Source organism: uncultured Bacteroides sp., assembly GCF_902491285.1.
Classification (GTDB): Bacteria; Bacteroidota; Bacteroidia; order Bacteroidales; family Bacteroidaceae; genus Bacteroides.
On sequence record NZ_CABUHK010000053.1, the window covers coordinates 1 to 12910 of the forward strand.

12 protein-coding genes are annotated in these 12910 nt (G+C 44.0%); 4 read left to right on the forward strand and 8 right to left on the reverse strand.

The genetic code is table 11. The features are described 5' to 3' along the window. The first annotated feature begins 161 nt into the window (after nt 1–161). The 4 genes from RDN93_RS14020 to RDN93_RS14035 all read left to right on the forward strand — a co-directional run bounded on the left by RDN93_RS14020 (nt 162) and on the right by RDN93_RS14035 (nt 4613). Complete coding sequence (locus tag RDN93_RS14020) at nt 162–1064, forward strand: AraC family transcriptional regulator (protein WP_167965347.1); 903 nt, start codon at nt 162–164, stop codon at nt 1062–1064. Between the two features lie 35 nt (nt 1065–1099). Continuing rightward, nucleotides 1100–1999, forward strand: coding sequence for an AraC family transcriptional regulator (locus tag RDN93_RS14025; protein ID WP_308746083.1), 900 nt, complete (start codon nt 1100–1102; stop codon nt 1997–1999). A 389-nt stretch (nt 2000–2388) separates the two neighbouring features. Next, nucleotides 2389–3663 (forward strand): clostripain-related cysteine peptidase, encoded by a 1275-nt coding sequence (locus RDN93_RS14030; protein WP_308746084.1) that lies wholly within the window; start codon nt 2389–2391, stop codon nt 3661–3663. Between the two features lie 32 nt (nt 3664–3695). Further along, nucleotides 3696–4613, forward strand: a complete 918-nt coding sequence (locus tag RDN93_RS14035; RefSeq protein WP_308746085.1) for an SDR family oxidoreductase — start codon at nt 3696–3698, stop codon at nt 4611–4613. Nucleotides 4614–4655: 42 nt separating this feature from the next. Here RDN93_RS14035 and RDN93_RS14040 read toward each other — a convergent pair whose 3' ends face one another. The 8 genes from RDN93_RS14040 to RDN93_RS14075 all read right to left on the reverse strand — a co-directional run bounded on the left by RDN93_RS14040 (nt 4656) and on the right by RDN93_RS14075 (nt 12904). Beyond that, nucleotides 4656–7193 carry a helix-turn-helix domain-containing protein gene (locus RDN93_RS14040; RefSeq protein ID WP_308746086.1) on the reverse strand — a complete coding sequence of 846 codons (2538 nt, stop codon included), beginning with the start codon at nt 7191–7193 and terminating at the stop codon, nt 4656–4658. 190 nt (nt 7194–7383) lie between these two features. Next, nucleotides 7384–8280, reverse strand: a complete 897-nt coding sequence (locus RDN93_RS14045; RefSeq protein ID WP_308746087.1) for a F0F1 ATP synthase subunit gamma — start codon at nt 8278–8280, stop codon at nt 7384–7386. A gap of 95 nt (nt 8281–8375) precedes the next feature. Beyond that, entirely contained in the window at nt 8376–9959 is a 1584-nt protein-coding gene (atpA, locus tag RDN93_RS14050; RefSeq protein ID WP_308746088.1) for a F0F1 ATP synthase subunit alpha, read from the reverse strand. Then, nucleotides 9959–10519: a F0F1 ATP synthase subunit delta gene (locus RDN93_RS14055; RefSeq protein WP_308746089.1), complete on the reverse strand. Its 561-nt coding sequence runs from the start codon at nt 10517–10519 to the stop codon at nt 9959–9961. Before RDN93_RS14055 ends, atpA begins: the two co-directional genes overlap by 1 nt. Nucleotides 10520–10524: 5 nt before the next feature. Beyond that, nucleotides 10525–11028 carry a F0F1 ATP synthase subunit B gene (gene atpF, locus RDN93_RS14060; protein WP_308746090.1) on the reverse strand — a complete coding sequence of 168 codons (504 nt, stop codon included), beginning with the start codon at nt 11026–11028 and terminating at the stop codon, nt 10525–10527. A gap of 4 nt (nt 11029–11032) precedes the next feature. Continuing rightward, a complete protein-coding gene (atpE, locus tag RDN93_RS14065) occupies nt 11033–11290 on the reverse strand; it encodes an ATP synthase F0 subunit C (protein ID WP_024988623.1) in 258 nt (85 codons plus the stop codon). 56 nt (nt 11291–11346) lie between these two features. Continuing rightward, complete coding sequence (gene atpB / locus RDN93_RS14070) at nt 11347–12486, reverse strand: F0F1 ATP synthase subunit A (protein WP_308746091.1); 1140 nt, start codon at nt 12484–12486, stop codon at nt 11347–11349. Next, a complete protein-coding gene (locus RDN93_RS14075; protein ID WP_308746092.1) occupies nt 12470–12904 on the reverse strand; it encodes a hypothetical protein in 435 nt (144 codons plus the stop codon). The genes atpB and RDN93_RS14075 overlap by 17 nt, the downstream gene beginning before the upstream one ends. Between the last annotated feature and the right edge of the window lie 6 nt (nt 12905–12910).

Genomic DNA, 12910 nt, shown 5'->3' on the forward strand with positions numbered 1-12910 from the left:
AATGGAATCGACCCTAATTTTATCTTGCAATAAAAAGGTTTATCGGACAGCAATAATATAAATTACTGATTCTTGTACCTATATTACTGATTTGCAAATGTGATGTAGGGAAGATATTCCGAAATGTCTTATCTTTGCCTACAGATAAAACTGTAAGCCGTATGGATGAAATTACCAGAATTGAAACTATTGACCAGTACGACCAACTGTTCGGGCTGGAGACTTTGCACCCTTTGGTCAATGTGATTGACTTTTCAAAAGCAACAAAGACAGTGGAATACTATCACATGAATATCGGATTCTACTCTCTGTTTCTGAAAGACGCAAAATGCGGGGACCTAAAATACGGTCGCAAATATTATGATTATCAGGAAGGGACGGTGGTTTGTATGGCTCCGGGGCAAGTAATCGGAATAGATAACCGAAAGCAGGCGCCCGTACGTACCCAATCTATCGGCGTGTTGTTTCATCCCGACTTAATCCGGGGTACTTCTCTGGGACAGAATATCAAGAATTATTCTTTCTTTTCCTATGAGGTAAGCGAAGCCTTGCATTTGTCCGACCAGGAAAAGGAAATCGTAACGGACTGCATACATAAGATACAAATCGAACTGGAACATGCTATTGACAAACATAGCAAGCAGCTTATCGTGCGCAACATCGAACTGCTGCTCGATTACTGTATGCGTTTCTACGAACGGCAGTTTATCACCCGCAACCAGGCTAATAAAGATATTATCGTAAGGTTCGAACATTTGCTGGATGAATATTTTCAGGGACAGGCGGCAATGACCGAAGGGCTGCCTTCCGTAAAATACTTTGCGGACAAGGTATGTCTTTCTCCCAATTACTTTGGTGACCTGATAAAAAAGGAGACGGGCAAGACTGCACAGGAGTATATCCAATGCCGAATCATTGAACTTGCCAAAGAACGGATATTAGAAGGTACGCAAACGGTCAGCCAGATAGCCTATGAACTGGGATTCCAGTATCCACAACATTTCAGCCGGCTATTTAAGAAACACGTCGGACATACTCCGAATGAATATAAGCAACTGAATTAAAACGTATATAATAGATACAGGAGAACATCAGCGTCATGGGAGATAAAATACTCAAGATAGGAACTGTGCATCAATGTAATTGTTGCCTGGGAAGCAAGACATTGCACCCGCTGGTCAGTGTCATTGACCTCTCAAAGGCGGACTTATCTCCTCATACGGACATTAAATTCGGATTTTATACGCTTCTATTGAGTGAATGCAAATGTGAAGCTTATGCATACGGGCATCAGTACTATGATTTCTCGGACGGAACCCTTGTGTGCCTGACTCTGGGAGCATCAATCAGCATGAAAGAGAATAACAAGAGGTTCCCTTCCAAGGGATGGATACTGGCGTTTCATCCCGACCTGATTTGCGGCACTCCCCTGGGGCTTAACATACACAATTATACCTTCTTCTCTTATCGCCCCGAAGAAGCGCTGCATATCTCGCAACGTGAAAAACAGATTATCCTGGAGTTTCTGGAGAAGATTAATCAGGAACTCCAACGCTGCATCGACCGGCATAGCAAGAAAATCATTTCAAAATACATTGAACTGTTGCTGGATTATTGCATCCGTTTCTATGAACGGCAGTTTATCACACGCAATGGAGCTAACAAGAAGATTATCAAAGATTTTAGTCTCCTGCTAGATACTCATATCAGTACGAAAGCAGTTCAGTCAACCGGTATGCTTTCCTCTGAATATTGCGCTAAATTTCTTCATTTATCACCTGCATATCTCAATGACCTGCTGATATATGAAACAGGGAAATCATTCAATGAGTATATCCAGTTCAAGCGTTTCGAGGTTGCAAAAGACTGGTTGCAGAATACCGATAAACCACTTAATCAAATTGCAGAGGAACTGGGATTCTCCAATTCACAATATTTCAGCCGTCTGTTCAAGAAAATCACAGGTTGTTCGCCCAATGAATTCAGAATACCTAATTGATGATGTTTGTCAAGTAGGGATTCCCATCCCCCAATAAAGTGTTATCAAATCATTACGAGACGAGAAAAAAGTCTTAATAAAATTTGAATTGAAATATCAAATTCTTAATCTATGTTATGAAACATACTTTTTTTCTTGGATTATTTGCAGATTTCGCAAAAGTGCGTACCTTTGCAATGTGTTTTTCATAGTATTAGATTTAAGGTTAACAAAGGTTGGAGCAAGGCGTTGCTCCTTTTTTTATGCCCAATAGTGAAAATTCCCCTAATTTTCAGTAACTTTGCAAAAGGAGAGAGATGCCTGTCAAACCTAATTTCTCTCGATAAGGAAAATCAAAAAGTTCTCTTTTTACGTTATATATAAAAAGATAATTTAATCTCCGTAGAATAATGGAAACAATGCAGAAATATTATAGATTAGTACAATCAGTTCTTTTCATGCTACTTCTTTCTTTTAGCATGATTTCGTGTGAGAAAGAAGAGCCGGTTTCCACAGCACCGAATACCAGGCAAACAGATACTCCGGGTGATGACGACCCGGCAGATTCCGGACTTAGCGAACCGATTATACGTCCGAACAATGAACAGACGGTATTTATGTATCTTCCCTGGTCTACTAATCTTACTGATAACTTCAAACAGAATATCATTGATTTGGAAAAGGTTGTTGCAACGAATGTACTGAAGAACGAACGGATTATCGTATTCATGTGTACCAAAGCAACAGAGGCGGCTCTCTTTGAACTTGTTTATGAGGACGGGAAAGCTGTACGGAAAACTTATAAATACTACGATTATCCGAGTCCTACATATACAACAGCGGAAGGCATTGCTTCTATTTTGGACGATGTTCAAGACTATACCCCTGCCAAACGATATGCAATGATTATCGGGTGTCATGGTTTGGGATGGATACCTGTATCGAATGTCAAAGCCCGCAGCAGTTTCAGTATCGGAAAGAGACATTGGGAATACGAGAATGTGCCTATGACACGTTTATTCGGTGGGTTAGCTCCCGAATATCAGACGGATTTAACCACGCTTGCCAAAGGAATATCCAACGTCGGTCTGAAAATGGAGTATATACTTTTTGACGACTGCTATATGTCGGGCGTGGAGGTGGCTCACGACCTCAAAGAGGTAACGGAGTATCTGATTGCGTCTACCAGTGAAGTTATGGCATACGGGATGCCTTATGCTGAAATCGGGCAGTATTTAATAGGAGAAGTCAATTACAAAGAAGTTTGCGACGGGTTCTATGCTTTTTATTCAAATTACAGCACTATGCCATGCGGAACGCTTGCCGTTACCGATTGTTCGGAAATGGATAATCTGGCAGCTATAATGAAAGAAATAAATAGCCGGTTTACGTTTGATACGTCACTAACCGGTTCACTGCAAAGATTAGACGGTTACTCTCCCGTCATATTCTTTGATTGCGAGGATTACGTCTCAAAGTTATGTTCCGACCAGGAGTTATTAGCTCAATTTAAGGAACAGTTGGAACGAACTGTTCCATTCAAAAGAAATACAGACTATTACTATTCAATGAGTAAAGGCAGAGTGAAAATAGAGACTTTCTCCGGTATCACTATTTCCGACCCGAGTATCAGCCCGGAAGCTGCCAAAAAGAATGAGACAGGCTGGTATACAGCCACTCATTAAAATAACAGAGAACTAGCAGAATAAAAGAATTTATGAGAAATATACTAATCATCGGTACCAACGGATTCACCGGACGCCAGTTACTGAACGACTTATCCATTCACAAGCAATATAACGTGACCGGATGCTCTCTGCACCCGGATATTCTCCCAACTTCGGAGAATACAAAAAGCTATCATTTCATTGAAACTGATATACGGGATGAAGTGGCTGTTAAAGACCTTTTCAAAAAGGTATGTCCCGAAGTTGTTGTCAACTGTTCCGCTTTATCTGTCCCCGATTATTGCGAAACACACCATGAAGAGGCTTATATTACTAATGTTACGGCAGTAGAGCAACTGGCACGCCTATGCGAAGAATATAAGAGCCGTTTCATCCATCTGTCTACCGATTTCGTCTTCGACGGCAAGATAGATGAGAATACAGGGCAATTATATACGGAAGAAGATGCTCCTGCTCCCGTGAACTATTATGGATTTACCAAGTGGAAAGGGGAAGAAAAGGTTGCTGAAATTTGCAGCAATTATGCCATTGCCCGTGTAGAAATTGTATATGGGAAGGCACTACCTGGACAGCATGGAAATATCGTCCAATTAGTGATGAACCGTTTGAAAGCCGGACAGGAGATTCGCGTTGTGTCTAATCAGTGGAGAACTCCGACTTACGTTGGAGATGTGTCAAACGGAATACAACTCCTGATAGAAAATACAGCCAACGGAATCTTTCATATTTGTGGCGACGAATGTCTGACTATCGCAGAGATTGCCTTCCAAGTAGCAGACCATATGAAGCTAGACCGCTCACTTATCCATCCCGCTACCACGGAAGAGATGCAGGAGTCTACTCCCCGCCCCCGTTTCAGTGGAATGAGTATCGGGAAAGCACAGACAATACTCGGATATAATCCACGAAAACTCAAAGAAGTGCTCATGGATTGGGAAAATATATAATATTTGGAAACACAGAATTTATACAATATGTTTTCTATTGAATCAACGTCGGACGTCGTTGGCTGCGAATACAAACTTTATATCGGCATAGGAGACCTCATCTCCTAATGCCGCCTTTATTCCCACCACTCCAAGATTCTCTTTCTTCTGCTGATAACGGCGAATTTTTTCTATCTTTTCCGCCGGCACTACTTGCTCCAGCTTTATCTTTCCCTCACGGACATAGTACTCCAGATGGGTAGCGATCGTCCCCGTCACCAAATCACGCGCTTTAGCTATTTCCTCTATGCTCATCCCCCGGCAGAACATTTCATAGCTCACCTGTTTCGTTTCTTTCTTAGGTTCTTTTTTTTCTTCCTTTTTCTTATGTTCCTTCGCTGAAATAAATATCTCCTTGATTTCCGGCCGTTCCAGTTGATTTTCTTTCATATACTTACGAACAATCCCCAAAATTTCAAGTCCATATTTCTCCACGCCTTTCGCTCCGAAATAAGGCACGGCTTCCAATGCTTGCGGAGTATCCGGCAATAGGTTCACAATTCCCATCAATGCCTTCTGCTGCATAATGACATACGCAGGCACATTGGCTTCACGCGTCTTTTCCATTCTCCATTCCGCCAAAGTACGATAAAGCTCCGGATGCATAATATCTGTAGGAACATCCACTTTCACCTTCCCGGAACGAGTGCTTGCCGCACGTTCTTTCCGTTCTTTTCTCTCTCTCGGAGCTTTGGAAGACGAAGCAGAAGTCGAAGAATCCCCTTCGAGGCTTAACATTACCTTCGCTTTCTGCTTCAGATAATCAGAAACGGTGAAACTTGACGTACATATGATACCCAATAAGGATTCCTTAATCCACAACGCATCATCCAGTGTTTGCAGACGTTCATTCAGTTGCTTCCTCAATTCCCTATTGTCAAGAGGCATATTAGTCTTATCGAACAAGGCACGAACCGGTTTCAACTCTCTACGAAAATATCCGGCACCGGAACGGATACGTTCCTGCAACTCCTGATTTCCGGCATAATCTTCGCTCTCGTTTATCAACCGGGTATATTGGTTACGGAAACGATGGGCAACTTCCACTATCCTTTCCTTGATGTGGGGTTCCAATGCCTTATAGTCGGCAAGTTGCTTCGGAAAGAGCCTGTAAAGGTCTTCATCCATCATACGGAGCAGCCGCTTATAAGCCTGTTCGATAGCATAGAAGTTAAACAAATCGCTCAACAAATCAAAGAAATAAGCCTTCTGCATATCATTCAACTGCTTGCTTCCCGGCTTATTTTGCTCCACTCCCTTTGTGAAATTATCGACAATACTGTCACTAATGATGGCTTCCCGGCGCAAAGGAGATTCCAATACCATTCCTTCCAAAGTCTTGCAGCGGCTCAAAGCCACGTAAGTCTGCCCATGCGCAAAAGAATTACGCGCATCAATAATGGCACGCTCAAACGTCAATCCCTGGCTCTTATGAATCGTAATAGCCCAAGCCAGACGAATAGGATACTGGCGGAATACTCCCGCTATCTCCTCTGTAATTTCTTTCGTCTCCTCGTTCAATACGTATTTGTAATTCCCCCATTCTTCCTGCAGCAGTTGAAACTCATGTTCGCTATCCTTTCCACGTACAAACATCCCCGTTTCATTGACAGTTACCACTTCTCCAATCATACCGTTATAATACCGTTTTTCGGAAGAAACATCATTCTTGAGGAACATGATTTGCGCACCTTCCTTGACTGTGAGAACTTCATCCGCAGGATAGGAATATTCGGGAAATTCATCTTTCACCTCAGCACGGAAACTGTAAGCCTTCCCGGGCAAAGATGCCAGCTCACGGTCGTTGACCTGCTGTGCCTGATTATTATGTGTCGTCAGACGGATATATCCTTCTTCTTTGGAGGGCTGGAAACCTCGCTGATACCGCTTGTTCAACGCATTCAAGACTTCATCATCCGCCTTGTTCTCCCGTATCTTATTCAACAGAGAAAGAAAATAAGTATCGCTCTGACGATACACCTTTTCCAGTTCAATCGTCATATAGACAGTTTCCCTCAACGCATGGCTGGCAAAGAAATAGGGCGTTTCGTAATAACGCCGCAACAACTCCCACTCACTGTCTTTCACAACAGGCGCCAACTGCTGTAAATCTCCAATCATCAACAACTGTACCCCACCGAATGGTTTCTCACGGTCACGATAACGCCGCAAAGTCGCGTCCACCGCATCCAGCAAATCCGCACGTACCATACTGATTTCATCAATCACAAGCAAATCCATGCTCCGGATGATGTTACGTTTCTCCTTATTAAAACGGTAGTGCATCTGTGCCGAGTTAAGAGTTGTATCCGGCACGAACGGTGCAAAAGATAACTGGAAAAAAGAATGAATCGTCACTCCCCCAGCGTTAATAGCCGCTATACCCGTAGGAGCCAATACGACCATGCGTTTGGGGGTATGCTCTCTCAATCGTCTTAAAAATGTAGTTTTTCCTGTTCCGGCTTTCCCGGTAAGAAACAGGTGTGTGCCTGTATTTTCAATGAACTGCCAAGCTAGTTGCAGTTCAGGATTATTTTCCATGTTTCCTAAAATTTTCGGTAAAGTTACTGAATAGATTCCAACCACTGAAATCTAAATACAAAAAAACAAGCACGGACTACACGAATAGCACGGTTTCATCCTATTAGAACCGTAAATTCCGTGTAATCCGTGCCTGCAAAATCATAAAGGAGTTTTACCACTCTTTATAGCAAGCCGGAAATAGTATAAATTATTTCATCGAACCGCCTACTATATCCAGCAATTCATTCGTAATCGCTTGCTGACGGCTCTTATTATATTGCTTCGTCAAATCCTGGATCAACTCGTTTGCATTATCCGTAGCTACCTGCATAGCCAATGTACGTGCAGCATGCTCCGATGTATTCGAATCAACGGCTGCGGTAAACATTTTTTGGCTCAATACCGTTGGAATCAGATTGGCAATCAGTTCTTCGGCATTAGGTTCGATGATATAGTCGTTTGCTATTTCATGATCTTCCACTTCCTCTTTGTCCTTTTGTTCCTCTTCATCTATGACACGCGTCAGGTCAATAGGGAGATACATTTCACGAAGAAGAATCTGCAAGCCCATTGATTTGAAATGATGATAGATGATTTCTACACGATCCACCTCTCCGGACACATACATCGCCATCAGGCGATGCGCCAAATCGGAAGCCTCCTGATAAGTCGGTTTGTCGGAAAGTGTGGGAGCGGTTTCCTGCGGTTGGAATCCCATACGTTTCACGGCTTCATCGACCTTTTTTCCTATTGGGAAAATCAAGATATTATCTTGTCCCAAAGTACGATACTCACCAATCGTTTGCAATAACATTTTGATGACATTGGCATTGAAAGCACCACAAAGAGAGGTATTCGAAGAGAAAACGACAATTGCCACACGTTTCACTTCGCGTTCCTTCACATAAGGAGACTCGACTGGGAGGTCCGCACTCAGGAAGTTAGTTAGAATCTTGTTCAACTTCTTCTGATAAGGCAGCATATTCTCAATGGCTCCTTGTGCCTTGTGTAATTTGGCAGAAGCCACCATCTTCATTGCTGAAGTGATTTTTCGGGTACTTTTTACCGAATTTATTCTGGTTTTTACTTCTTTCAGTGAAGCCATGATTTTTAATGATTAGTGGTTAGTGATTAATGATTAGTGGTTAGTGTCAGTTAGTAATATTACGTTAATCACTCATCACTAACCACTAATCGTTATTATAAGTATTGTTTGGCGACCATAGCGGCAGTCTCTTCGATAGCCTTAGTCACGTTATCATCAATAACACCGGTTCTCAACACATCCAATACATCCTGTTGGTGGTTCAGTTGCAGAGATTCGACGAAGCTACGTTCAAAATCCTGCACTTTATCCAAGGGGACATCATGGAGAAGCCCATGCGTACCACAGTAAAGAATAGCAATCTGTTGCTCTACGGGCATCGGACTGTATTGAGGCTGAATCAATAGCCGGGCATTCTTACGCCCCTTGTCGATAGTCAGAGCTGTAATCGCATCCATATCACTGCTAAACTTGGAGAAGGCTTCCAGTTCACGATATTGCGCCTGGTCAATCTTCAATGTCCCGGCAACTTTTTTCATCGCCTTAATCTGAGCATTTCCACCTACACGGGATACGGAGATACCAACGTTGATGGCAGGACGGACCCCTTGGTTGAACAAATCCGTTTCAAGGAATATCTGTCCGTCGGTGATAGAAATCACGTTTGTAGGGATATAAGCCGAAACGTCGCCAGCCTGCGTCTCGATGATAGGAAGTGCGGTAAGAGAACCACCACCTTTGACGATGCCTTTCAGACTATCCGGCAGGTCGTTCATTTCGCGTGCCACCTCTTCCTGGCTGATAATCTTTGCCGCACGTTCCAACAGACGGGAGTGCAGATAGAAAATATCACCCGGGTAAGCTTCACGTCCCGACGGACGACGAAGAATCAGAGAAACCTCACGATAAGCTACCGCCTGCTTGGAAAGGTCATCATAGACAACCAATGCATGACGACCGGTATCGCGGAAATATTCGCCGATGGCAGCACCCGCAAACGGTGCATAATACTGTAATGCAGCCGGGTCACCCGCCGTAGCGGCTACTACAACCGTATAATCCAGTGCTCCGTACTCACGAAGCGTATTTACGATAGAAGCAACGGTAGAACCTTTCTGACCGATAGCCACATAAATACAATACACAGGGTCGCCTGCCAGAAAGTTACTGCGCTGATTGATAATTGTATCAATCGCAATAGCGGTCTTTCCCGTCTGGCGGTCACCGATAATCAACTCACGCTGTCCACGGCCGATAGGAATCATGGCATCAACAGCCTTCAATCCGGTCTGCAACGGCTGGTTAACAGGCTGACGGTAGATAACTCCCGGAGCTTTCCGTTCCAACGGCATATCGTACAAGTCACCTCCGACCAGACCTTTACCGTCCAGCGGTTCACCCAGCGGATCGATGACACGTCCCAGCATCCCCTCTCCCACACGGATAGAGGCGATACGATTGGTACGCTTCACGATGAATCCCTCTTTGATCCTGTCCGTCGGCCCCAGCAACACAGCACCCACGTTGTCCTCTTCGAGGTTCATCACGATTGCTTTGATACCATTGTCAAACTCCAGCAATTCATTCGCCTCGGCATTCCGCAAACCGTAGATACGGACTACGCCGTCGCTCACCTGGAGCACCGTACCGATCTCGTCAAGTTGCACATTGGCATTGATTCCTTCGAGCTGCTTGCGCAATATATCAGATACTTCGCTTACTCTTATATTTTCAGACATTATACAATTCTCCTATTCTTATCAATAAATTGTTGTTTCACTCGCTTCAACTGCGTGGCAACACTTGCATCCAGCCGGTAGTCATTAATATCGAAGATAAAGCCGCCTTCGATGGACGGGTCTACCACCGTTTCCAACTCCATTTGGGCATGCAGGATATGCGCGGCTGCGGAACGAATCCGGTTTTCCGTATCCTTATCGACCGGCACGGCCGTAATCAACTTGCCGGTTCCGATATGTTTCAGCTTCCGGTAAAGATCCAGATACATCAGACTGATAAATTGCAGATAGCCTTCACGCCTGTTTTTCAATACCAAAGTGATGAAACGGACAAACTCCCTCGTTGACTTACCGTCACCATCGGCAGCGGTGCAGACCAATGCCAACTTCTCCCTGGTCGTGATGACAGGATTTTCAAGTGCTTCGCACAGACCGGGCAAGGCCCAGAAGCTGTGAGACAGGGTCAGGAACTCCTGATATATCCTGTCTTCAATACCTTTTTCCTGCGCGTATTCAATCATTGCTTTTGCATAACGCATTGAGAGTATTCCGACATCCATCTTCCTTAGTTCTTATTCGGGGTTAATACTTCATCCAGCATCCGGTCGATCATGCCCATCTGAGCATCTTTATCCGCAAGATTCTTGCGGAGCACCTTCTCGGCAATGTCGACCGAAAGAACAGCCACCTGGCGACGGATGTCGCGGATAGCTTCGTCCTTTTCAATCTGAATCTGTTGTTTCACCGCATCCAATTCTTTCTGTGCGGCTATCTCGGCTTGCTTACGGGCCTCGTGAACAATCTTGTCACGTTCTTCCATTGCTTCCCTCAAGATGCGTCCTTGCTCTTTGTTGGCGGCTGCCACCAATGCGTCGCCTTCTTGTTTCAGTTTAGACAACTGGGCATTAGCTTCCCTCGCCACCTCCAAAGACTGGTCGATATAGGTCTTACGGCCTTCCACCATCTTGATGATGACAGGAAAACCGTATTTTGCCAATACCACGAACACAATCCCGAATGAGAGGAACATCCAGAACAACAGGCCACTATCAGGTAATAGTAACGACATAGGCTTAGAGGAAGAATACCAATAAACAAACGACTACCGCCAACAATGCCACACCTTCAATCAAGGCGGCTGCAATAATCATATTCATACGAATGTCACCTGATGCTTCCGGCTGGCGTGCAATAGCTTCCATAGCCGAACCACCAATTTTACCAATACCCAAACCAGCTCCGATTACTGCAAGACCTGCACCGATAGCTGCACCTAATTTACTTACTCCTACTGCTGCTGCAGTGGCTTGTAACAATACTGATAGGATCATAATTTTCAGTTTTAAAATGGTTTATATTTTTTATTTTCTCTCTATTAAATTCTCTTTTATTTGTCTTCCGCCTTTACCTTGGCACCTTCCTGCGCCAGTCCGATAAACACCGCCGAAAGCATGGTGAAGACATAAGCCTGAATAAAAGCAACCAACAGTTCAAGCGCATTCATAAAGATGTTGAACAATACGGAAGCTACTGTCAGCGTGCCGTTCAGTGCGGGTCCCATGCTTGCCGAAATGAATATCAGGCAAGTGAGTACCAGCATCGCCATGTGTCCCGCCAACATATTGGCGAAAAGACGAATCATCAAGGCAAACGGTTTCGTAAAGATTCCGAAGAACTCGATAAACGGCATCATCGGCACAGGTACTTTCAACCACCAAGGTACATCCGGCCAAAAAATATCCTTCCAATAATGCTTCGTTCCGAAGATATTGACTGCCAGAAAAGTGCATATTGCAAGTACCATCGTGATAGCGATATTTCCCGTCACATTCGCACCACCGGGAAAAAATGGAATCAACCCCATCATATTATTGATGAAGATAAAGAAAAACGCTGTCAGCAGATATGGGGCAAACTTCCGGTAATTCGGTCCGACACAACTTTTGATGATATCATCGTTCACCATCATAATGAACATTTCCATGAATCCGACAAATCCACCCGGTGCCTTAGCTCCTTGCGGACGTTTCCTGTACCAGTGCGCCACACTCAGCACGATAACCAGCAGCAATATGCTGTTGAACAGCAAAGCGAATGTCACTTTCGTAATAGAAATATCCCAGGGACGAACCTGCTCGCCCGCTGCGTCATATTCTACCAGTTTACCTTCGTATTTACTTCCCTCAGGAGCGATGGAAAGTCCTTCATACGTACCGCCATTCTCTCCGAGACGGGAAGAAAGGAACATATGCCAACCTGTACTTCCACTATAAACTATGATAGGTAATGGTATGGTAATGTGCGTTTTACCCCATGTCGTAATATGCCATTCGTATGAGTCGCCGATATGCCCGAACACGATTTCCTTCACGTCCACCGTATTTTCCTTCTCCTCTTGGGGAGTAATCACATCCTGCGTCTGTGAAGCCGCTTCCCCCTCCTGTTCCTGTGCAAGAACCGGCAGACCGACTGCCACCATCAGGCAGAACAGAATCAACGGAGCTACTATGTTATGCAACTGTTTCATTTTTCTTCTTATTTTTCTTCTTCAGTTTCCGGTTCACTTCAAAAGAGAAGAAGAACCAGGTTTCGAATACCAGATATACCAAATAGAACGAGATAAACGTCAGCAAAAATGCTTTGGCTTCTTCGCGTACAGCAATACAATAAATCAAGACCAGGATTATCGAAAGAATCATCTTTACCATCTTTATTGCCAAATACAACAGTAACAATTTTTGCGGGGCATGTAACCGGCACGCATCGAACATATAGATACTAAACAAACCGAATAAATAGAAATAAACCGGAATGAACGGATATCCTCCAAAATAATGCCCCGGTAGGGCAAAGTGTAAAATAACCGCTCCAAGCGCTGCGCTTAAAATTGCAAACAAAGTATGCAAACCGATAAAGTTCCGTTTCGTTTTAGTAATGTTCACCATGTCACT